The organism is Paraburkholderia diazotrophica, assembly GCF_038900755.1.
In the GTDB taxonomy this organism is placed as follows: domain Bacteria; phylum Pseudomonadota; class Gammaproteobacteria; order Burkholderiales; family Burkholderiaceae; genus Paraburkholderia; species Paraburkholderia diazotrophica_A.
Map to the genome: position 1 here is coordinate 189,801 of NZ_JBBPEN010000001.1, position 26,834 is coordinate 216,634.

Genomic DNA, 26,834 nt, shown 5'->3' on the forward strand with positions numbered 1-26,834 from the left:
GCGATGCGGCATGAACATTGCGCGTAGGCTCGCGCTGCCAGATGCCGCAACGCCGCGCGTTGCACAGCCGTCCGCCATCACTTTCACATCAAAGGTTGAAGCGATGAAAGCGTTTCACTGCAATCGATGCGACCAGCGCGTGTTCTTCGAGAACGTGCTGTGCGAGCGCTGCGAGGCGCTGCTCGGCTACGTGCCCGAGTTGGGCGAAATCAGCGCATTCGAAGACGCGGCCGATGGCCAGTGGCGCAGCCTGCATCCCGACGCGAAGGGCGCGCTGTATCGACAGTGCCACAACTACGCGGTCGAGAACGTCTGCAACTGGATGCTGCCCGCCGACGACCCCGACACGCTATGCCGCTCATGCCGCCTCACGCGCACGATTCCGAATCTCGCCGAGCCGAACAACCGCCTCTACTGGTATCGGCTGGAGACGGCGAAACGTCGGCTGCTCTACACGCTCGCCGCGCTCGGCCTCGCGATCGAATCGCGCCGGGCCGACCCGGAGAACGGACTCGAATTCGATTTCCTCGAAAACATCGACGAAGCCGCGCCCGTGATGACGGGCCACGACAACGGCCGCATCACGCTGAATGTCGCCGAAGCCGACGACGCACACCGCGAAAAAGTCCGCGCCGACATGCGCGAGCCGTATCGGACGCTGCTCGGCCACTTTCGTCACGAGTCGGGGCATTACTACTTCGAAAAGCTGATTGCGGGCACGCGCTGGCTCAGGCCGTTTCGCGAGCGGTTCGGCGATGAGCAGGCCGACTACGGCGAAGCGCTCGACGCGTACTATCGCGACGGCGCGCCCGACGAATGGGAGAACAGCTACATCAGCGCCTATGCGACGATGCACCCGTGGGAAGACTGGGCCGAAACGTGGGCGCACTATCTGCTGATCGTCGATGTGCTCGACACGTCGACCGCATACGGGCTCGCGCTCCTGCCACCGGCGTCGAACGAGCCGCGGCTCACTGACCAGACGCCCGTCGAGGAAGCGAGCTTCGATAATCTGATGAAACGCTGGTTTCCATTGACGGACGCGCTGAACAGCCTGAACCGCAGTCTCGGCATGCCCGACGGCTATCCGTTCACGCTCGCGCCGCCCGTCGTCGACAAGCTGCGCTTCGTGCATCGCGTGATCGCGCAGGCGTCGGCGCGCAGGTAGCCACTCGACGCGCTCGCCGTCACTTCTTCTGCAATAGCGCTTTCAGCTCCTCGACGTTTTCTTCGACCCGCTTCGCGATCACCGCATACGAGTCGGCCTGCGTGCGATACGCGGCTTGCGTCAACTGCTGCATGTCGGCGAGCGCCTTGTGCAGCGTCTGCTGAACAAGTTCCGCCGTCTGGGCCGACGGCATGCCGCCCGCCGCCGCCTGCTTCTGCACGACTTCCTGAAGCTCCGTCAGCGTCGAGCGCAGCATTTCGGCCTGCTTTTGCGCGAGCGACTGCATGCCCTGCACGGCCGTCTGATTCGCTGCGATCAGCGCCTCGACGTCTTTGCGGCGCGCTTCCATCACGGAGGGCACGTCGAATCCGGGCAGCTTGAACTGTTCGAATAACTTGTTGAATTCGGCGAACGGATTGGCGGCGTCAAAGGGTTCCATGCTCGATCTCCTAGGGGCGCGTCGGTGGGGATGTGCCGCTCGGGATCGAGTGCGCACACGGCTCGATCATGCCCGTTAATGCGGCGACGTGCCAGCGAAGGCACGTTTCGCCATCTGGTCGCAAGACGGATGCCTGTGCCGCGCAGTGCGCTGCTGCAACGCAAAACGCAAACGCCGTTTTTGTGCGGCGTTATGCGATCGACTCGCGTTCCGCCCCCGATTCATATCACGTTGTGATGCAGTCCGACGGGGCTGCCGATGCGGGTTTTCCCTGTATTCTCGGGGCCCTGCCGAGGCCCGCCTGTACTGCGAGAGCGCGGATTTATATCACAATGGCATATATCCATGACCACAAGTTGTTTCCTTTCTGAGGGGTTTTCCCTTAACGTACGCCTGCCTCGCTCCCTACCACAACCAACAGAACAACATCTTGACCAGTTCCCCTTTTTTCCGCTGGCTGGCGCGTTTTTATCCGGCCGCGATGAACGTCAAATGGCCCGAGCGCATGCGCTCGGCGCTCGGCGCGCTGATCGGCATCGCCTTCACGGGCGGCAGCATGCATCTGCTGCTGGGGCCGAACGCGAACATTCCGATGCTGGTCGCGCCGATGGGCGCGTCCGCCGTGCTGTTGTTCGGCGTGCCCGCGAGTCCGCTTGCGCAGCCGTGGTCGATCATCGGCGGGAACCTCGTGTCGGCGACGGTGGGCGTCGCGTGCGCGATGTTCATCTCCGATCCCGTCGCGGCAGGGGCACTGGCCGTGTGCGTGGCGATCGCGGCGATGTTCGCGTTGCGCTGCGTGCACCCGCCGTCAGGCGCCGTCGCGCTGACGGCCGTGCTCGGCGGCCCCGCGATTCACGCGCTCGGCTTTCGTTTCGTGCTCGAGCCGATCCTGATCCAGTCGGCGGCGCTGCTCGGCGCGGCGCTCGTCTATCACGCCGTCACGGGCCATCGTTATCCGCACGCGGCATCGCGCGCGACGCCCGCCGCTCCGCAAGCCCCTGTGTCGGGCAACAACATCACGCGCGCCGACCTCGAGGCCGTGCTGAACCGGCGCGGCGAACTGCTCGACATCGATCCCGACGACCTCGAAACGCTGTTCCGCGAAACGCAGTTGCAGGCCTACACGCGCACGTTCAGCGAACTGGCGTGCCGCGACGTGATGTCGACGCCCGTCGTCAGCATCATGCCCGACACGACGCTGCGCGCGGCCGCCGATCTGTTGCAGCGCCATTCGATCAAGGCGCTGCCCGTCATCGACAAGCGCCAGCACGTGGTCGGCATCGTCACGCGCGCGGATCTCGCGAACAAGGGCAAGACGGCCGATCTGCGCCTGATGGACACGATTGCGGCGCGCCTCTTCAAGCGTGACGCGACGCGCGCGCGGCTCGTCAGCACCGTGATGACGACGCACGTGCGCACGGTCGCGACGAGCACGCCGATCGTCGAACTCGTGCCGCTCTTCGCCGACGACGATCATCACCACATTCCCGTCATCGATACGCATGACAGGCTGGTCGGCATCATTACCCAATCCGATCTGATCGCGGGTCTCTACCGGCAGACCCAGATGCAGGCCGAGGTGCAACAGCGCCCCGCCGCCTGATGCAGTTCACGCAGCGCTTTTAACGCAGCAGCAATACATCTTTTGTCCGGCGATGCGCAGGCATCGCCGGGTATATCATTTTGTGATAGATTTTTTGTTTCCCCTTTGGCGCGAGCAAGATGAAAGTACTCACACGCACGTTGAATAAAGCGGACTACGAACAGCTTTCGGAATTCCGCTATCAGATGCGGCGCTTCGAGCGCTTTTCCGAACAGGCCGCGCAGGGCGAAGGCATCACGCCGCTGCAATATCTGTTGCTGCTGCATATCAAGGGCTATCCCGACCGCGAATGGGCGACCATCGGCGAACTGGCGGAACGGCTGCAGGCGCAGCATCACGGCGTCGTCGCGCTGGTTTCGCGCTGCGAAGCGCTCGAACTCGTCAAGCGCAAGATCAGCGAAACCGACCGGCGCCAGGTGGAAGTACATCTGCTGAAAGCCGGAGAACGAGTGCTCGCGCGCCTTGCCGAACTGCATCGCGCCGAACTGCGCTCGCTCAAGGGCGCGTTCACCATTCCGCAAATCGACTTTTAATCAGCTAAACGCAGCAGTAGACACATGAGCGACAACTCTCACAAGCGGGACTTTTCCAGCAACGCGCGATTACCCGGCATTTCCGCGCTGGCAGCGGGCATCGGCTTTCTCAGCACGCTTGCGGCCTTCGTGCTGCTGAGCCTGATTCATCTGTTCACGAACCTCTTTTTCTTCGGCAGCTTTTCGTTCGCCGACCGCTCACCGGCAACGAATACGCTCGGCGTGTGGGTGATCGCGATTCCCCTCGTCGGTGGACTGATCGTCGGCCTGATGGCGCGCTTCGGTTCCGAGAAGATTCGTGGACACGGCATTCCCGAAGCCATCGAAGCGATTCTGTTCGGCAAGAGCCGCATGTCGCCGAAGGTCGCGGTACTGAAGCCGCTGTCGTCGGGCATCGTGATCGGCAGCGGCGGCCCGTTCGGCGCGGAAGGCCCGATCATCATGACGGGCGGCGCGCTCGGCTCGCTGATCGCGCAGTGCGTTCGGCTGACCTCGGCGGAACGCAAGACGCTGCTCGTCGCGGGCGCCGCGGCGGGCATGACGGCCGTGTTCGGCACGCCCGTTGCCGCCGTGCTGCTCGCCGTCGAATTGCTGCTCTTCGAATGGCGGCCGCGTAGCTTCCTGCCCGTCGCGCTGGCGTGCGCGGTCGCGGGCTTCGCACGCGCGATCTTCTTCGGCACGGGTCCGCTGTTTCCGCTCGAAACGGCTGCGCCGACGGCCATTTCGCTGGTGTCGTGCGTGATCGCGGGACTGTTGTCGGGCGCGCTCGCGTCGGGCCTGTCGGCGGCGCTGTACAAGACGGAAGACCTGTTTCACAAGCTGCCCGTGCACTGGATGTGGTGGCCCGCGATCGGCGGCCTCGTCGTCGGCATCGGCGGCTTCATCGAGCCGCGCGCGCTCGGCGTCGGCTATGACGTGATCGGCGATCTGCTGCATCAACACATCGTCTTGCAGATCGCGATTGCGATTCTCGTCGTGAAAGCGGTGATCTGGGTGGTCGCGCTCGGCTCGGGCACGTCGGGCGGCGTGCTTGCGCCGCTGCTGATGCTGGGCGCCGGTCTCGGCACCGTGCTCGCCCATGTGCTGCCGGGCAACGAGCCGGCGCTGTGGCCGCTCGTCTGCATGGCCGCGACGCTCGGCGCGACGCTGGGCGCGCCGCTCACGGCCATCGTGTTCGCGTTCGGGCTCACGCACGACGCGAATGCGCTGCTGCCGTTGCTCGCCGCGACGCTCGTCGCGCACGGCTTCGCGACCGTCGTGATGAAGCGCTCGATCATGACGGAGAAGATCGCGCGTCGCGGTTATCACATCTATCGCGAGTACGGCGTCGATCCGCTCGAACGGCATTACGTCGATGAAGTCATGACGCAGAAGGTCGACGCGATCGACGGCGCGATCACCGTGCGCGACGCGCTTGCGCAGTATTTCGGCGCAACGCAGAAGCGCCGCGCGTATCCCGTCGTGCGCGGCAACGGCATCGTGCTCGGCATCGTCGATCGCGCGTCGCTCGACGCTGTTCGCGAAGGCGCAACGCGTCACACGCTCGATACGCCGCTTGCCGACGTGCTGCAAGACCAGTCGCTCGTCGTCGCGCTGCCCGATGAAACCTGCCGTCTCATCGCCACGCGTCTTGCCGTGCACGATCTCGAACGGCTGCCTGTCGTTGCCGATCGCGATTCGATGCATCTGCTGGGCGTCGTGTCGCGCAGCGATCTCGTGAAGACGTCGTTCGCGCACTTCGAGGAAGAGCACAAGCGCGAGCGTTTTCGGCGTCTGACGTTCTCCTCCGGCAAGAAGCAGTTCCCGCCCGTGCGCAAGACGCCGACGCATACGCACGGCTGACGCTCTCTCTCCGCGGACATTCCACGGCCAGTCGCGCGATACGTCACATCAGACATCGCGCCACACATCGCACACGATCCGCGTGCCGGAACAGCCTTCCGGCACGTGACATCTAACTTCTCGAATCGCATACGAGCGCCTGCCCTTCGTCACGATGGGCGGGCGGCTCGCCTTATCGAGGAGACCTCAGATGAAATCGACACGCTGGTTGCTCTCCGCGCTTTCGCTCGCAAGCGCGTGTGCCTGGGCTCAAGGCTCGGGCCCGACCGATCCGCAGATCGCCGCGATCGTCGTCGCCGCGAATCAGGCCGATATCGACGCGGGCAAACTCGCGGAATCGAAGACGCATTCGAAAGACGTCAAGGCATTTGCGGAGCAGATGGTCGAGGACCACACGGGCGTCAACAAGGCAGCCGTCGATCTCGTGCAGAAGCTCGGCGTCAAGCCAGAATCGAATCCGACAAGCGACAGCCTCAAACAGGGCGGCGAAACGAACATCGCGAATCTGAAGCCGCTGCAAGGCGCGACGTTCGACCGCGCGTATATCGATCACGAAGTGATCTATCACCAGAACGTGATCGATGCGCTCGACAAGACGCTGATTCCGAGCGCGCAAAACGCCGAACTGAAAGCGCTGCTGGTGAAGGTCAGGCCCGCGTTCGTCGCGCATCTGGAGCACGCGAAGATGGTGCGGTCGTCGCTGCCGCAGACGCAATGAGCCGCGTGCGCAATGCCGTGCGCCTCGCGTGCGCGCCGGTGTTGCTCGCCGCCGCAACGCAGGCGATGGCGAGCACCTATGTCGTGACGATCGAGCAGATGCGCTTCAATCCGCCGACACTGACCGTGCATCGCGGCGACGAAGTCGTGTGGGTCAACAAGGATCTCGTCGCGCACACGGCGAGCACCGACGCGAAGGGCTTCGATTCGCAGAGCATTGCGCCCAATGCATCATGGCGCTACAAGGTACAAAAGCCCGGCCGCCATGCGTACCGCTGCATCTTTCATCCGACGATGCATGGCACGCTGATCGTCGAGCCGTCGCCATGACAGCATGTGAATACACGAGGGACGACACGAGGGACGACACGATGGACGGCACGATCGCCGATAAACCACATACGAAACCGCAGACCAACCCGCTATCCGATGATGACGCAGACATCGTGCGCCGCATCGTAGCGGGCGAGCGCACCGCGTTCGAGTTGCTGATGCGCCGCTACAACCGGCGTCTGTATCGGCTCGCGCGCGCGACGCTGCGCCACGATGCCGAAGCGGAAGACGCATTGCAGGACGCATACCTGAACGCGTATCGCGCGATCGCCCAGTTTCGCGGCGATGCGCAACTCTTCACGTGGCTGTCGCGTCTCGTGCTGAACGAATGCTTCGCGAGAATGCGCCGCGATGCGCGCCGCCAGAACCTGCTTCCGATGCTGCACGATTGTCCCGACGACGAGCAGATGTCCACTGCCATGCACACAACGACCGCCCATCACGACAGCGCCCCCGATCATGCAGCCGCCCGCGCGGAAATGCGCGCGCTGCTGGAACGCAAACTCGACGCGTTGCCTGCGAGTTTTCGCACCGTGTTCATGCTGAGATCGGTCGAAGAGATGAGCGTCGAAGAAACGGCGCAGTGCCTCGACATTCCCGAAGCCACCGTGCGAAGCCGTCATTTCAGGGCTAAAGTGTTATTGCGTGAATCGCTCGCCGAGGAAGTCGAGAAGATCGGTCCGGAGATCTTCGAATTCGGCGGCGCGCATTGCGATCGCATCGTTGCAACGGTGCTTGAGCGCTTGCGGGATTCGTAGCGACCGGTCTGCGTGAAACCCCTCAAGCGCTACGACGGGAGAAAGATCATGGCGCGAAGAAACGGCTTGTTCGTGTGCGTCGTCATCGCCAGTGCGCTCGCCAGCGTGAGCGTGCACGCGCAGCAACAGATACGCATCGCATCGGGCACCTATGGCGCGAATTGCGGCGCGGCGCCTGGCAATGTCACGCGTGACCTCGCGAGCCATTGCAATTCACACGCGACATGCCGCTACATCGTGAACGCGAAGCTCGACCTCAAGCCGCATCCGTCATGCGCCGCTGACTTCATCGCCGAATGGTCGTGCGACCATCACGAGTTTCATCGCGCGATGCTGAGCGCCGGAGCAAACACCGGCAGCTCGTTGATGATCACGTGCGTGCCTTCGACGGGCGCGGGCAAATAACCCGCAATCAGACCCACGAACGCTTCAGAGATCGAGCGTCAGGCTGGCGCCTTCCCCTTCGACGACGGGACGCGCCATGCAGATCAACGCGCAGCCGTTCTCGACTTCGGCCTCAACGGCGCCGTTATACGCGAACGCGCCCGACAACACTCTCGTCGAGCACGTGCCGCACAGGCCCGAGCGGCAACTCGACTGCGCTTCGATGCCGTTCTTTTCCGCGAATTCGAGCAGGCTGCCGTGCTTCGGCAGCCATCGGATCGTGCGTTGCGAGCGCGCGAACGTCACCTGCGCGCCGGCCTTTTCATCTTCCGTCGCCGCTTGCTCCGCCGTCTGAGCGGCAGCAGGCGCGCGCTTCACGCTCGCGGGTCCGAACGCTTCGAAGCGAATGCGTTCATCGGCGACATTCAATGCGCGCAGTCCTTCGTACAAGTCGCGCATGAATCGCTCGGGGCCGCAAAGATAGAAGTCGTAGTCGTCGAAAGGCAGCGCGCGTTTTAGTTCGGCAACGCTCACGCGGCCTCGCGCGACGCCATCGGCAGGCGCGTTCGCCGCGCTGTCGAACAGATGTAGCGACAATGACGGATTGCGCGCCGCGACCTCTTTCAGATGCGCGCTGAACGGACGCTCGCGATCGCTGCGGGCGCCATGAAAGAAGAACACGGGCTTCGCGTGCGCTGCGTCGCCGTCGCGCGCTCGCAGATCGTGATGCAGCATCGCGATCATCGGCGTGATGCCGATGCCGGCGGAAATCAACACGGCCGGGCGCGGGCTGGCCGCGTCGTAGACGAAGGCGCCGCGCGGCGCCATCGCTTCGATCTCCATGCCCGCCGCGAGATGGTCGTGCAACCAGTTCGACGCCACGCCCTCGCGCTTCACGCTGATACGGCAACGACGCGGATCGTGTGCGTCGGAGAGCGTGTAGGTGCGCATCAACGGCGCGTCGTGAGCATCGGCGGGGATGCGGATCGGCAGATACTGTCCAGGCTGATACGCAGCCAACGGCGCGCCGTCCGTCGGTTCGAAATAGAACGAGCGAATGGACGGCGTTTCTTCGACGACGGCCGCAACCTTCAGCTTGTGCCACGGCGATGCCGCCAACTGCTTGCGCTGCTTGCCGAGGGTATTGAAGGCCGCCGCGAATTGCGGCGCGTATTCGACATCGGACCAGCGAAACGGCAATACGCCCTTGCTGCGCCGCACTTCTTGCACATGAAATCGCACGAGCCGCTCGGCGCCTTCGAACGCCGTCAGCTCGGGACCTTGCCAGACGATTTCGGCGAGCACGGCGAGATACAGCAGATCGCCCGTCGCGAAATTGATGAAGAGCAGCCCTGCGCGCGGATCGTGCAGCAGATTGCCGATCGTATTGAAGAACTTGTTGCCGCTGAAGTCGGGCGTGGTCAGCGTAGACGCATCGTCGATGCGCACGAAGCCGGGCGTGCCGCCGCGATGCGAGACGTCGACGCCGCGCGCGAAACCCGCATCGTCGGATGTGTTCGCGCTCGCGATATAGAACGTGTCGGCGCGCGACAGCAGCGCGCGGTCCCCGTCGCTCAGTTGCGTCGCGATCTGTTGCGGCGCGTGTGCCGCATGCGTAGCCTGTTCGATGAATGTGGGCTTGCGCCCTTGGATGTACTTCGCGCAATTGCCGAAGCTCTGGCTCACTTCGAGCGTGACAGTGCCGCCATCGACAGCCGTCACGACGCCGTTGATCCGGTTGCGACGCCGCGTATGCGGCTGAATGCCGAGCCCGCCGATCAGCGCGCCCGTCTGCCAGCGCCCGTCGAGCGGATCGCCGGGCAATGCGCCGCCGTCGATGCGCAGCGTGCGTGCATCCGGCGACGACACGAAGCCCGGCTCGCCGACGCGCACGGTCGCCCACGGCTGCCCGCTTGCATCGACGCCGCCGAAGATCATGAACGGCTGCTGCGCGTAAAACTCGCGATGCTGATCCGGCATGTAGCGGCGAATGCCGCGACGGCCCGAGGAATCCGCCTGGCTGTCCACGCCTGCGAGCCGCTGCGCGGCCAGTTCGTCGGCATGAAACGGCGAGGCTTCGTTGCCCCAGCCGTTCAGAGGAATGAAATCGGACATGATGCGGCTCCCGCGAGGCAATACATGAGGGCGGCGTGAATCGGGCGCGTCGTGCAAACGTCAGGCGGCAAGCAATCCCGCCTTCGTGACCGGCATCGCGACGAAGCGCGGCAGCGCCTCGACGCGGCGCAGCCACGCACGGATGTGCGGATACGGATCGAGCGACACGCCGCCTTCCGGCGCATGCGCGATGTACGTGTGCGCGGCGATATCGGCGATCGTCACGTGCTCGCCGGCGGCGAACGGCTTCGTCGCCAGTTCGCGGTCAATCACATCGAACAGCTTCGCCGCGATGCGCTTCGCCGTTTCGTGATCGAGCGGCGCGCCGAATACGGTGACGAGCCGCGCCGCGCATGGACCATACGCGATCTGGCCCGCCGCCAGCGACAGCCAGCGCTGCACGGCAGCCGCCCCGTGCGGATCGTCGGGCAGCCACGATGCGTCGCCGTAGCGCTTCGCCAGATACACGAGGATCGCGTTCGAATCGAACAGCGTCACGTCGCCGTCCTGAATCGTCGGCACCTGGCCGAACGGATTGAGCGCCAGATACTCGGGCTTGCGGTTGTCGCCCGCACGCATGTCGAGCTCGATCACTTCGAACGGCAGATCGAGCAGAGTCAGGAACAGCTTCACGCGGTGGCCGTGACCCGATAGCAGGGTCGTGTACAGGCGGATCGGCTGGGCGGGCTTGGCAGCGGGCATCGAAGGCTCCAGAGTTCGGTCGCGATGGACAGTGGATCGACGGTGAAACGACAGCTTCAGATTAGCGTGCGCCGCCCGAGCGCAGAAGCCTGATAATCTTGAACACATAATCCTTCGAAAGTGGACAATCGATCATGACCGATGTGCGCGACGTCAACCTGAACCGGCTGGCCGTCTTCGTCGCCGTCGTCGAGGCGGGATCGCTGACGGCGGCCGCCGCGCGTCTCGGGCTCGCGAAGACGATGGTCAGCACGCACATGCAGCGTCTCGAAGCGGAAGTCGGCGCGAGTCTGCTCGCGCGCACGACGCGGCGGCTCGGCGTCACCGAGGCGGGCCGCGCGTTCTACGACGCGAGCGTGAAGATCCTGCGCACCGCCGAGGAAGCGCTCGCCGAAATCGGCGGCGAAGAAGCGCCCGTGCGCGGCACGCTGCGCGTCAGTTCGCCGATCGACTACGGCACGCTCGCCGTCGCGCCCGCGCTGGTCGAACTGCGCCGCGCGCATCCGCAACTCGATATCGAACTGCTGTGCAGCGATCACTTCGTCGATCTGATCGCGGATGGCATCGACGTCGCGATTCGTCTCGGACGGCTCGCCGACTCCAACTATCGCGCGGTGAAGCTGGGCACCTACGAGAAGTGGGTCGTCGCGAGTCCGCAGTTCATCGAAACGTGGGGCGAGCCGCGCGCGCCCGCCGAACTGCCCGCGTTGCCGTTCGTCGCGCTCACCGTGTTGCCGCACCCGCAGACGCTCGATTTGCGCCATACGGATGGCAGCGCGCAGAGCGTGCGCTGTGAGAACGCGTTCCTCGTCAATACGGCCGAAGCCGCGCGCGCCGCGACCCTCGCGGGCGGCGGCATCGGCCTGCTGACGGATTTTTCGATTGCCGCCGATGTCGCCGCAGGACGGCTCGTGCGTCTATTGCCGGCGTGGTCGACCGAGGCCGCCGGCATTCAGGCCGTCTTTCCGCCGACGCAGCACACGCCGCCGAAAGTGCGCGCGTTGATCGATACGTTCAGGACGCATCTCGCGCGCAACGGATGACGGTTGCTTGTCAGTGGCGCTGCGAGCGGCGACTGCCGCCGCATGTGCGGTCAACGCATCGGGTTGTCTGTCTGCGCGCATTGGCTGAGCGTCGCGTGGCCGGACGTCGGGGCATCGTCGACGCGTGGCTGTTCGGGGTCGCGGCGCGCGAGCGCGCGGACCATCGCGAGGAACGCGCGCGGAAAGCGGCGGACGTCGAGCGCCACGCGTCCCCACCACGAATTGACGCTCTGCACCGTCCAGCAATACGACAGGTTGCCGCGCGACCAGAACGACTTGAAGTGCTCGGAGCCCGTGCCGAAGTCGAAATCCAGTTGCCGCTCGAATGCCCACTTCGCAACATGCTCGACCCCGATCAGCCCTGGCGACCACTTCGAGCAGTCGGGATCGAAGCCGGAGATGATGCCGGACACGCCGCGCATGTCGGTGCAGAAGATGTTGACGGCAACGGGCCGGCCGTCGAGCGTGACGACGAGGAGTCGCGCTGGGGTTGCCGCTGGGGTTGTCGTTGGCGCTGGGATTGTCATTGCCGTTGAAGCAGCGCCCGAGGTCAACCACGCGACCAGAAAATTGCGGTAATGCGCCGAGTCGAGCCAATGGCCGCGCTTGTTCACGCGCGAGCCCCAGCTACGCTTCCAGTTGAGCATCGCATCGACGGACTCGGCGATTCGCACTGTATCGAACGGATCGACGAGCCGCACACTGACTTTGCCCGCCTTCGACATGCGCTGTTCAGCCTTGCCCGGCCTCTTCTTGTGTAGCGTGCCGAGCGAATCGCAAAAGCCCTGCCAGTCATGTCGGCGGCTTTCCGTGCTGAGTCGCGCGATGTACGCGTCGACGCGCTCCCGTATCACGGGACGATGCGCATTCGCGACAAGCCCGCCGAGCACTGTGTCTTCGGGAACATAAGGCATGTGAATGAAATCGGCGCCGCAGCGCATCCGTGCGACACGCCACGCGGCTTCGATCCACGCCGCCGTCTGTGCGCCGTCTTCGACGAGCACGCGCGAGTAGCCCGCCGATTCTGGGCTGAGCGGAATCAGACAGGTCCACAAGAACAAGCGGCGATACGTAACGAGCGGCCACACCATCACGACCCTGCCCGCGTCGCGGCGAACGATGCAGCGCAACGACCTGCCGTTGGGCTTCGCGATCTGCTCCCACGCGATCCAGCAAAAGTCGAACGACTGATTGTGGGCGCCTCTTGCGCGGGCCCACAACTCGTTCCATTCGGCTTGCAGCGCGCGCAACGCGCTTTCATCAGTGACGATCTCGTACTGCGAATCCGTGTACTTCATCGATGCCTCACGAGCAACAGCCGCGGGCGCAGCGGCGTCGGGTGTGGGCAAGCATGCGCGTTTGCATCGACAGGGTGTGTGCGTGGGCGCACGGTTGCAGGCGATTGAAAAGGGGCGCGGCCTGACGGCCTTGGATAACCAGCCAGCCGCCGCTTTTCCGTACCGGAAATCATCCATCTATCTGTACAGGTACTGTACCGGCTTCCGTCGCTACACTGTCGCAAACCGAAACTCTCGCGGAGCCGTCCGATGTCCTTCGAAACCTTGAGCGCCCTGCCCGCCGGCATCCTGTTCGCGCTCGTCACGACCATCACGCCCGGACCGAACAACACGATGCTTCTCGCGTCGGGCGTCAACTTCGGTTTCCGCCGCACGCTGCCGCATATTCTCGGCATCAGCGCGGGTGTCGCGCTGCTGATGCTGTCGGTGGGTTTCGGTCTCGGCGAAGCGTTCCGGCGCTTCGAGGTGCTGTACACGGTGCTCGAAGCGTTGAGCGTCGTGTATCTGCTGTACCTCGCGTGGAAGATCGCGACCTCCGGCGAGATGCAGATGAAGAAAGGCGAACGCCGGCCGATGCGCTTTCACGAAGCCATCGCGTTCCAGTGGGTCAATCCCAAAGCGTGGATGATGGTGCTGACGGCCGCTACCACGATCCACCTGAGCGCCGACTTCGGAACGAATGCGCTGCTGATGGCCGTGCTGTTCTACGTGATCGGCTTGCCGAGCATCTGCCTATGGGCCGCGTTCGGCACGGCCATGCGACGCGCGCTGTCGAAGCCCGCTTATCTGCGCGCGTTCAATGTCGTCATGGCGCTGCTGTTGGTGGGCTCGCTGTATCCGATCATGCTGCGCTTTTTCGCTTAACGCGCCGCGCTCCGGCGCGCATTCGCCGGGGTCGCCGATGTTCGCCGCGCGCGGACACTGTGCAATTTCTTCCAGACGGTGTCGTTTTTTGCCTGACTGTCGCGCGCTGCAAACGTCCCCGTTTTGCGACTGCCATCTTCGCGATTTGACAGTAGAATAGCCCGGTCATAACCCCTGACGTCACGAGCGCGGGCCGCGCCATCCGAACCGATCCATTCAATGAGCATCGGCGTTCATCGGGCTCGCAAATTGCTCCGGGACGCAGGTTATCCGCAAGGCAAAATTTCCTGGCGCTCGTGCGCGGCACGCAGCGCCGGATTCGCCATTGACGAACGCAGACCGCGCAGGTCGGAGGCGTTGCACATGGACGCAAATGATTCGCCGGACCGCGAGAGCGGCCCTCGGCAAACGCACGACACAAGCTTTTTTCCGTATGACAGCGAAGACCCGCAAGCTCCGCACTATAACTGGGTGCAAATCTGCCTGATTTCGGCGATGGGCCTCGCCGTCGGTGTAATGGGCACGGCCGCCTATGTGATCTGGTTCAGCCGCGATCAGCAGACTTACAGCGACGCCGTGCAGGCGGCGAAACATCCGCCGCCGACGGCTGTCGCCGTCATACCCGATGCCGAATCGGCCGTCCCCGCGCGCGCCGCGCTGCCGACCAGCTCCGTGACGGGCCGCGTGATTCCCGCAACGCCGACACGGCAGCCGCGCTACGCCGAGGCCAGTCAAGCCAACCCGCCCAGCTTGAGCAATGAGCCCAATCGCGCGCTGGCTACGAAGCAAGCGTCCAACGATGCGGTCGATCCCGTCGACACCGCCGATGCCACTGATCCCACCGATGCCGCCGACGATACGCAATCGGCCGCGCGGCGCGCGCAAGCGGCTGTGGCCGGTTCCGCGACTCGCGCCGACCGTGGCAAGCAGACGGCCGTCGCGGGCCACCACTCGCCGCAACGCGCGAAGAAGCAAACGTTCGTCTCCCGGCTGACGGCGATGTTTCGCAAGGTCGCCTACCATCGCGGCCACGAGCGGAACAACAACCTCGATCCGTATTCCCATCCCTGACCGGGCGGCGTGGAGGAGACCATCACGCCGTATCAGCCTCCTCGCCCGCGCTGGCGTCCGCAGCCCATCGCGGTCGGCATGGCCGCGCTGGTGTGCCTCGTGATCGGGCTGGTCTTTATCGCGATTCAGGTCAAGGCGCTCTACGCCGATCACTTTCAGCAGCAATACGCCGCGCTCGTGCTCGAAGCCGTCGAACGCGCGGAGAACGCGCGCAATGCCGTGAGCCTGCTGAAACGGCTCGCGCCCGCGAACGCGCCAATGGCCGCCGCCAGTCAACCCGACTATCAGCAGGCGTTGAACGAACTGCGCGTGCGCATCGCCGCGCTCGACGCGCTGATCGCCTCCAGTCCGATTCCCGCGCCCAGCGTGCGGCAGCAGTTGCCCGAAAAGGCGACCAGCATCGACGACATGAAGCGCACGCTCGCCGCCACCGAGGACTATTGGCGCGCGCGCCGCGACAGCATCGGCGCCGACGTCCGCGCACGCACGCTGCGCGTCGCCAGCGTGCTCGCCGTGCTGATGGTCGTGGTGGCGGGCGCGTTGCTCGCGGCGCTCGTCGTGTTCGCGCGGCGTCATCGGCGTCTCGCGGGGCTGACGCATCGGTTCCAGCATGCGGCGCAGCACGACGCGATGACGGGTCTGCCGAACCGTCAGCAATTCCTCGCGCGGCTCGAGCAGCTCGCGGCCGACCGCACGCCCGAAAAATGCGCGGTGCTTTTCATCGACCTCGACGGCTTCAAGCAGGTCAACGACACGCTGGGCCACGGCGTCGGCGATGCCTTTCTGATCGCGCTCGCGCAGCGCTTTCGCCAGTCGCTGCGGCCGGGCGATCTCGTCGCGCGAATCGGCGGCGACGAATTCGCGGCGCTCGTGTCGGGCTTCGGCAGCGATAGCGAACTCGCGGGCATCGCCACGCGTCTGATGAACTGCGTCGGCGAAACCGATACGCAGATGGGCCTCGCCCTCGTGCGCGCGAGCGTCGGCATCGCGACGTTTCCGGATCGCGTCGCCGATCACCGTCTGCTCGTCGCGGCCGCCGACGGCGCGATGTACGAAGTCAAGCGTAGCGGCAAGAACGGCTACGCATTCGCCGCCCGTTCGATTCCGCGCGCGTGATCCGCGCGCAAGTCCGCCATGCAACGCCCGGCGCGACGCACACATGCGCGATCGTCAGAAATTGCAAATCCCGATCAACTTCCGTGCGGCGCTGCCGTTATATGGAAGCAGCAGGGCGACGGGGTGCGCTGCAACTTCGCGAACGGACGGGCATCGGCAATGGCGGCAGCAAGACGCTACATGCGCCACGTACGCGTTCGTTCCGCTGAAGCACCAACGCACAATTTGGACGAATCGGCTCAAGCTTTTCAGTTGGCTGTCGATAGCGCAGGGTATGGAAAAGAAACTCGCACAACGAATCGTCAGCTCAGCGCACCGCGCGGCTGAAGCGATCGCAAACGCCCGGATGGATCTTCCCGAAGTCCAGCAGGACCAGTTGTACAGCCGCGTCTTTATCGGGCTGCTGGAAGACAACGTTGGTGCGGAACACATCGTCGAGCTGATCGACGCGCTCGCGCGGCCCTGACGCCGCGCGCACATCTATGGTCACATCACGACGCGAAAGCTCCACGCGTTCTCACGCGACAACGTCGCGGCCGATCCGTTCGATGAAGCGCCACAACGCGTCGTCGGTGGAATGCGGGACGTTGAAGCGGAACCACGCGCTCGGCGCGTCGTCGGGACGGAAATAGGAACCGGGCGCGAGCCAGATTCCGTCCGATAGCGCCGCCGTCGCGATCTCTCCCGCGCGTTCGGGCTCGATCGGCAGGCGCGCGAACAAAAAGAGCCCCGCGCGCGGCCGGTGAAACACCTCCAGGCCCAACGCATCGAGCCGCTCTTCGACGCTCGCATGCGCGGCGCGCAGCCGGTCGTTGACCAGTTCGACGTGACGCGCGTAACGGCCTTCGTGCAGCACCTTGTCGACGATCCGCTCGATCGCCTCCGACGACGTCAGCCCCACCGCCATCTTTGTGCGCGCCAGTTCGCGCAGCACGTCGCGCTCGGCGACGACATAGCCGCAGCGCAGCGCGGGCGTCACGGTCTTAGAAAAGCCGCTGATGTACAGCACGCGCCGCAAGCCTTCCATCGCCGCGAAAACGGGCGCGCCGGGCGCGCAAAGCTCGCGGCTCACGTCGTCCTCGATCACCCACATGCGGTTGCGCTCGGCGATCTGCAGCAGCCGGAATGCGGACGCCATCCCATACGTCGCGCCCGTCGGGTTCTGCAAGGTCGTGTTGACGAAGATCGCTTTCGGATGATGCTGGTCGACGATCTTTTCGAGCACGTCCGTATCGACGCCCGCCGGGGTGCGCGGCACGCCGATCACGGTGAGCCCCGCGAGCTTGAGGATCTGCAGCAGGTTGCAGTAGCCGGGATCTTCGACCACGACGGCGTCGCCCGCGCGCAGCAGCGTGCGCACGATCAGATCGAGCGCCTGGGTCGCGCCTTGGGCGAGCAACACGTTCGACACGTCGACGGGCAGGCCGCGCCGGTCCATCTGCTCGGCGATCTTCGCGCGCAGCGGCGCGAAGCCATACGGATGCCCATAGTCGCCGAGACGCGCGGCAGGCACGCGGCTCATCGCGCGAAACGCGTGCTGCATGCCCGTTTCGTTGATCCATTCGTTCGGCAGCCAGCCGCCGCCCGCCTTGATCGGCACGGAATGGTCGGCGAACACGTCGGACAGCAGCCACGTCGCGGTGAGGCTCGGCGGCTGCCAGTCGACGGTGCTCGAATGCGTGGCCCGCGAGTGCGGCGCGACGCGATAGCCGGAGCCGCGCCGCGCAATCACGAGCCCCATCGACACGAGCCGGTTGTACGCCTCCGTCACCGTGAACGTGCTCAGCGAGTGCGACTGCGCAAGCTGCCGCACCGACGGCAGCAGCGCGCCCGCGCGCAGCGCCTGCGTATCGATCGCGCGCGCGAAGCCTTGCACGACCTGCTCGACGAGCGTCGGCGCGGAACGGCGGTCACGGTCCAGTTCGAGTTCGATCATCTTCAGCGTCAAGACAGGGCGGCGGTCGTGGCTTGAGGTGCGTGTCACGCGCTGCCGGTAACAGCACAGTCGATGCGATTCGGCCAGCACAGTTAGCAGCGCAGTGAGTCAACTGTTTATGTCCGTCATTTAACCTCGGACGCTACAGTTTCGCTACCCATTCGAGGAGAAACCCATGACTTCGCGCCCCGTCATCGACGACCTGTCGAGCTTCTGGATGCCGTTCACCGCCAACCGCCAGTTCAAGGCCGCGCCGCGCCTGCTGGAATCGGCGAAAGGGATGTACTACCGCTCGACCGACGGGCGCGACGTGCTCGACGCATGCGCGGGCCTGTGGTGCGTGAACGCGGGCCATGGCCGCGACGAGATCGTTGCCGCCGTGCAGAAGCAGGCCGCCACGCTCGATTTCGCGCCGACGTTCCAGATGGGCCATCCGCTCGCATTCGAAGCGGCGTCGAAGGTCGCGGAACTGATGCCCGAAGGGCTCGACCGCATCTTCTTCACGAACTCGGGCTCCGAGTCCGTGGATACCGCGCTGAAGATCGCGCTCGCCTACCACCGCGCGCGCGGCGAAGCGCAGCGCACGCGTCTGATCGGCCGCGAGCGCGGCTATCACGGCGTGGGCTTCGGCGGCATTTCCGTCGGCGGCATCGCGCCGAACCGAAAGACGTTCTCGGGCGCGCTGCTGCCGTCCGTCGATCATCTGCCGCACACGCACAACCTCGAACGCAACGCGTTCTCGAAGGGCCAGCCCGCGTGGGGCGCACAGCTCGCCGACGAACTCGAGCGCATCGTCACGCTGCACGATCCGTCGACGATCGCCGCCGTGATCGTCGAACCCGTCGCGGGATCGACGGGCGTGCTGATTCCGCCGCAAGGCTACCTGCAGAAGCTGCGCGACATCTGCACGAAGCACGGCATCCTGCTGATCTTCGACGAGGTGATCACCGGCTTCGGCCGTCTGGGCGCGGCGACGGCGAGCGAATACTTCGGCGTGAAGCCCGACCTGCTGACGATGGCGAAGGCGATCAACAACGCGGCCGTGCCGATGGGCGCTGTCGCGGCGAGCCGCACGGTGCACGACACGATCGTCAACAGCGGCGCGCAAGGCGCGATCGAGCTGTTCCACGGCTACACGTATTCGGCGCACCCGCTCGCCGCCGCCGCGTGTGTCGCGACGCTCGACCTGTATCGTCGCGAAGGCCTCTTTGAGCGCGCGGCGTCGCTGGCGCCGAAGTTCGAAGCCGCCGCCCACGCGCTGCGCGACGCGAAGCATGTGAAGGACGTCCGCAATCTCGGGATGGTCGCGGGCATCGAACTGGAGCCGCGCAACGGCGCGCCGGGCGCTCGCGCATACGAGGCGTTCGTCAAGTGCTTCGAAGCAGGCGTGCTGATTCGCTTCACGGGCGACATTCTGGCGTTCTCGCCGCCGCTGATCATCGACGAAGCGCAGATCGATCAGGTCTTCCAGACCGTGCGCAACGCGCTGGCTTCGATTCAATAAGTCCTTTGCGCCGCGCCGCCGCTTCATGACGAACGCGGCGGCGCTTCAACACAGACGCTAGTGATGCGCGCGCGCAGCCCGCGTATGCGCGGCCTTCTTCGCCGCGGCTGAACGCCCCGCCGCGCCCTTCGTCGCAGCAGCCTTCTTCGCGGCGGCCGAGCGGCTTGCCGCTGGACGCTTCGCCGCCGCCGTCTTCGTCTGCTTCGACAGCGCTTCCTTCGATGCACCGCGTCCGCTTTCGCGCTTCAGCACGGACTCCGAGACGCGCGAGCGCTTCGCCGTCGATTCGCTGCTCGGCTTGCGTGCCGCCGTCTTCTTGCCCGTCGTCTTTGCAACAGCCTTTTTGGCCGCCGTGCGCTTCGCGGCTGGTGACTTCTTCTGACCCGCTGCCGTATCGGCGGCGGCCTTCTTGCGGGTGGATTCGCTCGTCGTCCCCGCCTTTGGCTGCTTCAGCGCGACGCCCGCGCGGCGCGCCTTCGACAGGCCGATCGCGACCGCCTGCTTCGCCGATTTCACGCCGTGTTTGCCTTCGCGCACGTGGTCGATTTCTTCCTTCACGAACTCGCCGGCCTGGGTGCTCGACGACTTGCCGGCGCGCTTGTCGGCGGCGGCTCGCTTGAGGGTTGCTTTTTCAGGCATGACAGTGCTCCCGTTTGACTGGTGGCCTATGCATGCCAGCAACGTGTGTGCCTCGCCGATCCGATGCCGCGCAACGTCCGTCGAATCGCTGCGTTTTCCGCTCTGCAGGCGAATCTGCGTGGGAAAGCATGCGCAAATTGCAGGCTGCGTTGAAGCGGGAACGGCGCAATGGACGCGGATTCGATGCGCAACAGAGGCTGCGCGATGCGCGCCGAGCGTCTATGGTTTACGTGGAGGCACGTGAAGGGCTGGCACGATGACCCGGCCCGCCGGGAGACGCGTCATGAATACACCGACAGTCAGGGCAGGCACGCACATCGAAGGCATCCACTGGATCGCGGAGTATGTCGAGGACGTGCATGAGATCCGCATCTTCCGCGAGGGGCAGGAAGTGGACGTGCACGACGCGCCGTCGACGCTCTTCGGTGACGAAGAAAACGCTGGCTCGAAGAGCTGCGCGGACCATCGCGCGGCAGAAGCGGCCGTGCTCGCGTATCTGCGGCATTTCGTGGCCGAGCACGACGCGGAGGAGTGACGCCAGGCAGTGACGTCCTGCGCCGCGCGTAAAGAAAAAGGCCAGCCGCGCAGTGTGCGTAGCTGGCCTTCGGGGTGCGCCTTCGGGATATGTCTTTCTGAGCGCCTTTTGTCCGGGTTTATCCGGCAACAGTCAGCGTTATTCGGCGGGGCGCAGCTTCTTCACTTCCGCATCGGACGGCTGCACGCTCGCGCCGTCGATATAGCGGTACGACGTCATCACGCCCTTGCCGTCCTTCAGCGCGGTCACGCCGACGAACGCGCCCATCGTCGACTGGTTGTCTTGTGGCCGATAGGTGATCGGCCCAAACGGCGTATCGACGTTCAAGCCCTTGAACGCGGCCGCGAGCTTGTCGGGATCGGTCGAGCCGGCCTTCTTGATGCCGTTCGCGATCGACATCAGCGCCGCGTAGCCGACCACCGAGCCCAGACGCGGATAGTCGTGATACTTCGCCTGATAGTCGGCGACGAACTTCCTGTTCGCGGACGTATCGATCGAGTACCACGGGTAGCCCGTCACGATCCAGCCAGTGGGCGCTTCGGCGCCGAGCGGATCGAGATAATCGGGCTCGCCCGTCAGCAGCGACACGACGCTGCGATCCTTGAACAGCCCGCGCGTATTGCCTTCGCGCACGAACTTGCCGAGGTCCGCGCTGAACAGCACGTTGAAGATCGCGTCGGGCTTCGCATCGGCGAGCGCCTGCACGGTCGCGCCCGCGTCGAGATTGCCGAGCGGCGTCGCCTGCTCGGTGACGAACTCGACGTCGGGCTGCGCGGCCTTCAACAGCTTCTTGAACGTCGCCACAGCCGACTGCCCGTATTCATAGTTCGGATACACGAGCGCCCAGCGCTTCTTTTTCAGCTTCGCCGCTTCGGGCACGAGCATCGCGACCTGCATGTAAGTGGACGGACGCAGACGGTACGTGTACTTGTTGCCGTCGGCCCAGACGATCTTGTCGGTCAGCGGCTCGGCGGCGAGGAAGAAAATGCGCTTCTGCTTCGCGAAGTCCGTCAGCGCGAGACCCGTATTCGACAGATAGCCGCCGAACAGCAATTGCACCTGCTCGCGCGCGATCAGCTCCTGCGCGACGCGGATCGTGTCGCCGGGATTCGCGTTGTCGTCGCGCGAAACCACTTCGAGCTTCTTGCCGAGCACGCCGCCCGCCGCGTTCACCTGATCGAGCGCGAGATTCCAGCCGTTCCGGTACGGCATCAGAAAAGCGGGCTGCGCCTTATAGCTGTTGATTTCGCCAATCTTGATCGTCTGCTGCGCCGATGCGCCTGTCGCCGTGAGGGACAGCGCCAGCGAGACAGTCAGCGAAGCGGTCATGCGAGAGATCCAGGCTGCGCGCGAGGTCATGCGTAACTCCGTTTATTGTCAGTTGAGCGATGCGGCGAGACGAGACGAACCCAAGCCGCCGGACGGTGCATCGTACCGGAGTTTCGCGGACACGCTTTCAACGCGAGTCGCTCGATACGAGGCCGTCAACCCATCAAACGCTCAGATAGGCGCGCCGGAGGACATCGTTTTGCGCAAGTTCGCGCATCGTGCCGTCAAAGCGTATCTGGCCTTTTTCCAGCACATAAGCGCGATCGCTGACGAGTTCCGCGAAATGCAGGTTCTGCTCGGACAACAGGATCGACAGCCCTTCGCGTTTCAGTTCGAGAATCATGTTCGCCATCTGTTCGACGATCACGGGCGCGACGCCTTCGGACGGCTCGTCGAGCAGCACCAGCCACGGATTGCCCATCAGCGTGCGCGAGACCGTCAGCATCTGCTGCTCGCCGCCGCTCATCTGGCCGCCGAGGCGCTTTGGCATTTCGCCGAGATTCGGAAACAGCCTGAAGAGCTTTTCGGGCGTCCACGTGGGCGCGCCTTCGCGCGGCGGCTGACGTCCCGTGTCGAGATTCTCCATCACGGTCAGGTCCGCAAACACGCGGCGGTCTTCCGGCACATAGCCGAGCCCCATGCGCGCGATCTTGTGCGAAGCGAGCGTCGAGATAGTTGCCCCGTCGAACTCGATCACGCCTTCGCGACGCGGCACGAGGCCCATGATGGCTTTCATCGTCGTCGATTTGCCCGCGCCGTTGCGGCCCATCAGCGCGACGACTTCGCCGCGCCCCACTTCTAGGCTCACGTCGAAGAGGATATGCGCACGCCCGTAGTACGCGTTCAGCTTGTCGACTTTCAGCATCGGTGCGTTCACGCGCGCGGCTCCGTTTGCGTCGCGCCGTCGTGCGACAGCGATGCGCGCGGCTGAAAAGTCTTGCCCGTGCCGAAGTACACGGCCTGCACGTTCGCGTCGTTGCGTATCGTGTCCGCGTCGCCTTGCGCGATCAGCTTGCCGCGCGCGAGCACGATCACGCGGTCCGCGTACGAGAACACCACGTCCATGCTGTGCTCGGTGAACAGCACGCCGATCCCGCGCTCCGCGACGAGACGCTTCGTCAGCGCCATCAGATCGTTGCGTTCCTTCGGCGCCATGCCCGCGGTCGGTTCGTCCATCAGCAGCAGCTTGGGGCGGTTGGCGAGCGCGATGGCGAGATCGACGCGCTTCACGTCGCCATACGCGAGCACGCTGCATGCGCGCCGCGCATGCGCGGTCATGCCGACCTGATCGAGCAGCGCCATCGCTTCGTCTTCGAAGCACGACGCGGCCGGTTTCCACAAACCGTATAGGCGCTTTTCGCGCGACACGAGCGCCATCTGCACGTTTTCGAGCACGGTCATCGAATTGAACGTCGCGGCCACCTGAAACGTGCGGCCGACGCCGCGCCGCCAGATATCGCGCGGCCGCATGCCGACGAGTTCATGGCCGTCGAGCACAACCGAGCCATGCGAAGGACGCAGCTGTCCGTTGACGATGTTGAAGCAAGTCGATTTGCCCGCGCCGTTCGGGCCGATCAACGCGAGCAGTTCACCGGGCTGAACGTCGAACGACACATCGTCGACGGCTTTCACGCCGCCGAACGACATCGACAGATTCGACACGCGCAGAAGGCTCATCGTCCGCCTCCCGTTGCTTGCCGATGCCCTGCTTCGTTCGAGTCGTCGCGCTCTAAGCGTTCGCGAACAAAGCCCACGATGCCTTGCGGAAACGCGATTACGAGCAGCAGGATCGCGACGCCGAGCAGCGCCTGCCAATAGTCCGTCTGCCGCGCGGCGGCATCCTGCAGCCACGTGAACAACGCCGCGCCCGCGACGGGGCCCGTCAACGTCTGAATGCCGCCGAGCAGCACCATCACGAGTCCATCGACTGACCGGCTCACGCTGATCACCTCCGGCGAAATCGTGCCCTTGGAAAACGCGTAAAGCGAGCCAGCGAGCCCGCAAAACAGCGATGCGATCACGAACGCGGCCCACTGCACGCGCTTGGTGTCGATGCCGATCGCTTCGGCGCGCAACGCAGAATCGCGCGACGCGCGCATCGCGTAACCGAGCGGCGAAAACAGCATGCGGCGCAACAGCCACACGCCGAGTGCGGCGCACCCGAGCGTCAGATAGTAGTACGCGACGGGCGACGACAGCCAGTTCGACGGCCACAAGCCCAAAACGCCGTTGCTGCCGCCCGTCACGTCATCCCATTGATAGACGACCGACCACACGATCTGCGCGAACGCGAGCGTGAGCATCGCCAGATACACGCCCGACAGCCGCACGCAGAACCAGCCGAACACGAGCGCGCCGAGCACGGCCAGCGATGGGCCGAGGACGAACGCCGCTTCCATCGGCAAATCGAGTACTTTCAAAAACAGCGCCGCGCCATATGCGCCCAGGCCGAAATACGCGGCATGGCCGAACGAATGCATGCCGCCCGGTCCCATGATGAAGTGCAGGCTTGCGGCGAACAGAACGGCGATCAGGATTTCGACGAGCAGCACGGGCAGGTACGGAAACGCGTTGGCCGCGAGCGGCGCGAGCACGAGCGCGGCAAGCACGCACACGGCCAGCCACTTCAGAGGCTTGCCCGCGGGCTTGAGCGGCGCTTCGGCGACGGACATCGCGCGCACGGCGGACGTGGCGCGCCCGAGCAAACCCCAGGGCCGCACGACGAGCACGACGGCCATCACGACGAACTCCGCGACGAGCGTGAAGCGGCTCAACGAAAGATCGACGCCGAACAGCGAAACGTGCCCGATGCCGATGCACAGCGCCTTGATTTCCGCGATCAACAGCGCCGCGACGAACGCGCCCGGAATCGAACCCATCCCGCCGACCACCACGACGACGAATGCATTGCCGATGGTCTCGAGATCGAGCGAGAGATTCGCGGACATGCGCGGCCCCTGCAACGCGCCGCCGAGCCCCGCGAGAAACGCGCCGACGAAGAACACGCCCGTGAACAGCCACGCCTGATCGATGCCGAGCGCGCCGAGCATTTCGCGATCCTGCGTCGCCGCGCGCACGAGCGTGCCCCATCGCGTGTGCGTCAACGCGTACCACAGCAGCAGAAGCACAAGCGGCCCGATGACGATCAGCGCGATGTCATATGTCGGCAGCCGATGGCCCAGCAGGTCGACGGCACCCGCAAGATGCGGCGCGCGAGGGCCGAACAGGTCCTGCGGTCCCCAGACCGCGAGCGCGGCATCGCGAATGATCAGCACGAGCGCGAACGTCGCGAGCAGATGAAACAGCTCAGGCGCCTGATAGATGCGCCTCAGCACCAGCAACTCGACGAGCGCGCCCAATATGCCCGTCACGGCGGCGGCTGCGAGCATCGACAGCCAGAAGCCTGCGACGCTTGCGCCGAAGCGGCTCGCGAAGCTGTAGGCAACGTAGATGCCCAGCATGTAGAACGAGCCGTGCGCGAAGTTGACGATGCGCGTGACGCCGAAGATCAGCGACAGGCCCGCCGCGACGAGAAAGAGCGCGGAGGCGTCGGCGAGTCCGTTGACGAGTTGGACCAGCAGGTTGGGAAGCATCGTGCCCGTCGGCGTTGAGTTGCGATGGGCTGCATCATATACAGGAAATGGGTGGGGGTTGCAGGTGCATTAGTATCCGCGACGGCCTTTTCTTCGTATTACTTTGTCCGTCGCAGATTCAAACAATCAACCCTTGACCACCTCCTCATCCTGCTCCCGAAAAACCTTATCAGCGAGATGAAACGCCGAATTCGCCGCCGGCACCCCACAATAAATCGCCGTCTGCAGCAACACTTCCTTCACCTGGTCCCGCGTCACGCCATTATTCCGCGCGGCACGCAGATGCAACGCCAGTTCCTCGCTGCGGTTCAACGCAACCATCATCGCAATCGTCAGCAAGCTGCGCGTATGGCGCGGCAAGCCGTCACGCGTCCAGATCTCGCCCCACGCATAGCGCGTGATGAGGTTCTGAAACTCTTCCGTCACTTCCGTGCGGTTCGCAATCGACCGGTCGACGTGCGCATCGCCCAGCACCGCGCGGCGCACGCCCATGCCTGCCTCGTAACGTTGTTCGTCGTTCATCGCTGCCCCTTCAGGAAATCGAGCACGGTCTTCGTGAACGTGTCCGCTACTTCGATGTTCGAAATGTGCGACGCGTCCAGTTCGACGTAACGCGCACCCGCGATCCCCGAAGCCAGCTCGCGGCCTTGCGCAGGCGTCGCGGCCAGATCGTGGGTGCCGGAGATCACGAGCGCAGGCGCCTTGATGCCGTGCACTTCGGGGCGCAAGTCGGTCGCGTTGATGGCTTCGCAGTTCAACGCATAGCCTTCCTTGTCGGTATGCACGAACACATCGCGGATAAAGCCGAACACGATCGGCTCGCGTGCGATGAATTCGGCCGTGAACCAGCGCGGCAGCACGGCATCCGACAGCGCGAGCATGCCTTCGCTGCGAGCCCGCGCCGCGCGCGGCACCCACACTTCCGGCGAACCGATGCGCGCGGCCGTGTTGCTCAGCACGATGTGATCGATGCGGTCCGCGTGACGCGCCGCGAGGCCGATGCCCGTCAGCCCGCCCATCGATACGCCGCAGAAATTCGCGCGCGCGATCTTCAACGTGTCGAGCAGGCCGATCACGTCGCCCGTCAGATGCTCGATCGTGTACGGTCCCTTCGGCGCTTCCGAGTGGCCATGGCCGCGCGTGTCGTAGCGCAGCACGCGGAAGTGCTTCGAGAACTCGGCGACTTGCGGCGTCCACATCGACAGGTCGCTGCCGAGCGAGTTCGACAACACGAGCCACGGCGCGCTGCCGTGACGGTCGCCGTCGATCCGGTAATGAAGCTCGATGCCATTCACTGCGGCGTAGGGCATTC

27 protein-coding genes are annotated in these 26,834 nt (G+C 64.8%); 15 read left to right on the plus strand and 12 right to left on the minus strand.

Annotation, left to right across the window (positions count from 1 at the left end):
• Positions 1-103: 103 nt before the first annotated feature.
• A complete protein-coding gene (locus tag AABE10_RS00865) occupies positions 104-1,168 on the plus strand; it encodes a putative zinc-binding metallopeptidase (RefSeq protein ID WP_342931420.1) in 1,065 nt (354 codons plus the stop codon).
• 19 nt (positions 1,169-1,187) lie between these two features.
• Here AABE10_RS00865 and AABE10_RS00870 read toward each other — a convergent pair whose 3' ends face one another.
• The gene (locus AABE10_RS00870) at positions 1,188-1,607 is read right to left on the minus strand and encodes a phasin family protein (RefSeq protein WP_342931421.1); all 420 of its coding nucleotides are present in this window, start codon (positions 1,605-1,607) and stop codon (positions 1,188-1,190) included.
• Between the two features lie 430 nt (positions 1,608-2,037).
• On the opposite strand from AABE10_RS00870, the gene AABE10_RS00875 reads away from it, so the two are divergent.
• The 7 genes from AABE10_RS00875 (at position 2,038) to AABE10_RS00905 (ending at position 7,798) form a co-directional block, all read left to right on the plus strand.
• Entirely contained in the window at positions 2,038-3,210 is a 1,173-nt protein-coding gene (locus AABE10_RS00875; protein ID WP_428983249.1) for an HPP family protein, read from the plus strand.
• 119 nt (positions 3,211-3,329) lie between these two features.
• Positions 3,330-3,743 carry a MarR family winged helix-turn-helix transcriptional regulator gene (locus AABE10_RS00880; RefSeq protein WP_152758233.1) on the plus strand — a complete coding sequence of 138 codons (414 nt, stop codon included), beginning with the start codon at positions 3,330-3,332 and terminating at the stop codon, positions 3,741-3,743.
• Positions 3,744-3,767: 24 nt separating this feature from the next.
• Complete coding sequence (locus AABE10_RS00885; protein WP_342931422.1) at positions 3,768-5,585, plus strand: chloride channel protein; 1,818 nt, start codon at positions 3,768-3,770, stop codon at positions 5,583-5,585.
• A gap of 190 nt (positions 5,586-5,775) precedes the next feature.
• Entirely contained in the window at positions 5,776-6,303 is a 528-nt protein-coding gene (locus tag AABE10_RS00890) for a DUF4142 domain-containing protein (protein ID WP_342931423.1), read from the plus strand.
• Complete coding sequence (locus tag AABE10_RS00895; protein ID WP_342931424.1) at positions 6,300-6,632, plus strand: cupredoxin family copper-binding protein; 333 nt, start codon at positions 6,300-6,302, stop codon at positions 6,630-6,632. Before AABE10_RS00890 ends, AABE10_RS00895 begins: the two co-directional genes overlap by 4 nt.
• A 41-nt stretch (positions 6,633-6,673) precedes the next feature.
• On the plus strand, positions 6,674-7,393 hold the full coding sequence (locus tag AABE10_RS00900) for an RNA polymerase sigma factor (RefSeq protein WP_342932220.1): 720 nt from the start codon (positions 6,674-6,676) through the stop codon (positions 7,391-7,393).
• A gap of 48 nt (positions 7,394-7,441) precedes the next feature.
• Positions 7,442-7,798 (plus strand): hypothetical protein, encoded by a 357-nt coding sequence (locus AABE10_RS00905; protein ID WP_342931425.1) that lies wholly within the window; start codon positions 7,442-7,444, stop codon positions 7,796-7,798.
• 24 nt (positions 7,799-7,822) lie between these two features.
• On the opposite strand, the gene AABE10_RS00910 is transcribed toward AABE10_RS00905, so the two are convergent.
• Complete coding sequence (locus tag AABE10_RS00910; protein ID WP_342931426.1) at positions 7,823-9,892, minus strand: pyridoxamine 5'-phosphate oxidase family protein; 2,070 nt, start codon at positions 9,890-9,892, stop codon at positions 7,823-7,825.
• 60 nt (positions 9,893-9,952) lie between these two features.
• A complete protein-coding gene (locus AABE10_RS00915; RefSeq protein WP_342931427.1) occupies positions 9,953-10,594 on the minus strand; it encodes a glutathione S-transferase in 642 nt (213 codons plus the stop codon).
• Positions 10,595-10,728: 134 nt separating this feature from the next.
• Here AABE10_RS00915 and AABE10_RS00920 point away from each other — a divergent pair, with 134 nt between their 5' ends.
• The gene (locus tag AABE10_RS00920; protein ID WP_342931428.1) at positions 10,729-11,637 is read left to right on the plus strand and encodes a LysR family transcriptional regulator; all 909 of its coding nucleotides are present in this window, start codon (positions 10,729-10,731) and stop codon (positions 11,635-11,637) included.
• A 50-nt stretch (positions 11,638-11,687) separates the two neighbouring features.
• Here the strand turns inward: AABE10_RS00920 and AABE10_RS00925 are convergent, their stop codons facing one another.
• Positions 11,688-12,935 carry a GNAT family N-acetyltransferase gene (locus AABE10_RS00925; RefSeq protein ID WP_342931429.1) on the minus strand — a complete coding sequence of 416 codons (1,248 nt, stop codon included), beginning with the start codon at positions 12,933-12,935 and terminating at the stop codon, positions 11,688-11,690.
• A 249-nt stretch (positions 12,936-13,184) separates the two neighbouring features.
• Between AABE10_RS00925 and AABE10_RS00930 the strand changes: the two genes are divergently transcribed.
• The 4 genes from AABE10_RS00930 to AABE10_RS00945 all read left to right on the plus strand — a co-directional run bounded on the left by AABE10_RS00930 (position 13,185) and on the right by AABE10_RS00945 (position 16,452).
• Positions 13,185-13,799: a LysE family translocator gene (locus tag AABE10_RS00930; protein ID WP_342931430.1), complete on the plus strand. Its 615-nt coding sequence runs from the start codon at positions 13,185-13,187 to the stop codon at positions 13,797-13,799.
• A gap of 363 nt (positions 13,800-14,162) precedes the next feature.
• On the plus strand, positions 14,163-14,870 hold the full coding sequence (locus tag AABE10_RS00935; RefSeq protein ID WP_342931431.1) for a hypothetical protein: 708 nt from the start codon (positions 14,163-14,165) through the stop codon (positions 14,868-14,870).
• Positions 14,871-14,879: 9 nt separating this feature from the next.
• On the plus strand, positions 14,880-15,986 hold the full coding sequence (locus AABE10_RS00940) for a GGDEF domain-containing protein (RefSeq protein WP_342931432.1): 1,107 nt from the start codon (positions 14,880-14,882) through the stop codon (positions 15,984-15,986).
• 43 nt (positions 15,987-16,029) lie between these two features.
• Positions 16,030-16,452, plus strand: a complete 423-nt coding sequence (locus tag AABE10_RS00945; RefSeq protein ID WP_342931433.1) for a hypothetical protein — start codon at positions 16,030-16,032, stop codon at positions 16,450-16,452.
• A gap of 51 nt (positions 16,453-16,503) precedes the next feature.
• On the opposite strand, the gene AABE10_RS00950 is transcribed toward AABE10_RS00945, so the two are convergent.
• Complete coding sequence (locus AABE10_RS00950) at positions 16,504-17,922, minus strand: PLP-dependent aminotransferase family protein (RefSeq protein WP_342932221.1); 1,419 nt, start codon at positions 17,920-17,922, stop codon at positions 16,504-16,506.
• A 175-nt stretch (positions 17,923-18,097) separates the two neighbouring features.
• Here AABE10_RS00950 and AABE10_RS00955 point away from each other — a divergent pair, with 175 nt between their 5' ends.
• Entirely contained in the window at positions 18,098-19,426 is a 1,329-nt protein-coding gene (locus tag AABE10_RS00955; RefSeq protein WP_342931434.1) for an aspartate aminotransferase family protein, read from the plus strand.
• 57 nt (positions 19,427-19,483) lie between these two features.
• Here AABE10_RS00955 and AABE10_RS00960 read toward each other — a convergent pair whose 3' ends face one another.
• Complete coding sequence (locus AABE10_RS00960) at positions 19,484-20,065, minus strand: DUF6496 domain-containing protein (protein WP_342931435.1); 582 nt, start codon at positions 20,063-20,065, stop codon at positions 19,484-19,486.
• A gap of 283 nt (positions 20,066-20,348) precedes the next feature.
• Between AABE10_RS00960 and AABE10_RS00965 the strand changes: the two genes are divergently transcribed.
• Positions 20,349-20,600, plus strand: a complete 252-nt coding sequence (locus AABE10_RS00965; protein WP_087735112.1) for a hypothetical protein — start codon at positions 20,349-20,351, stop codon at positions 20,598-20,600.
• A 138-nt stretch (positions 20,601-20,738) separates the two neighbouring features.
• Here the strand turns inward: AABE10_RS00965 and AABE10_RS00970 are convergent, their stop codons facing one another.
• From AABE10_RS00970 to pcaD, 6 genes are all read right to left on the minus strand, one after another.
• Entirely contained in the window at positions 20,739-21,959 is a 1,221-nt protein-coding gene (locus AABE10_RS00970) for an ABC transporter substrate-binding protein (protein WP_342931436.1), read from the minus strand.
• Positions 21,960-22,092: 133 nt separating this feature from the next.
• Positions 22,093-22,806, minus strand: a complete 714-nt coding sequence (locus AABE10_RS00975; protein ID WP_342931437.1) for an ABC transporter ATP-binding protein — start codon at positions 22,804-22,806, stop codon at positions 22,093-22,095.
• Entirely contained in the window at positions 22,803-23,606 is an 804-nt protein-coding gene (locus AABE10_RS00980) for an ABC transporter ATP-binding protein (RefSeq protein ID WP_342931438.1), read from the minus strand. Before AABE10_RS00980 ends, AABE10_RS00975 begins: the two co-directional genes overlap by 4 nt.
• Positions 23,603-25,522, minus strand: coding sequence for an ABC transporter permease (locus AABE10_RS00985; protein ID WP_342931439.1), 1,920 nt, complete (start codon positions 25,520-25,522; stop codon positions 23,603-23,605). The genes AABE10_RS00980 and AABE10_RS00985 overlap by 4 nt, the downstream gene beginning before the upstream one ends.
• A 126-nt stretch (positions 25,523-25,648) precedes the next feature.
• The gene (gene pcaC, locus AABE10_RS00990; protein WP_342931440.1) at positions 25,649-26,044 is read right to left on the minus strand and encodes a 4-carboxymuconolactone decarboxylase; all 396 of its coding nucleotides are present in this window, start codon (positions 26,042-26,044) and stop codon (positions 25,649-25,651) included.
• Positions 26,041-26,832 carry a 3-oxoadipate enol-lactonase gene (gene pcaD / locus AABE10_RS00995; protein WP_342931441.1) on the minus strand — a complete coding sequence of 264 codons (792 nt, stop codon included), beginning with the start codon at positions 26,830-26,832 and terminating at the stop codon, positions 26,041-26,043. The genes pcaC and pcaD overlap by 4 nt, the downstream gene beginning before the upstream one ends.
• Between the last annotated feature and the right edge of the window lie 2 nt (positions 26,833-26,834).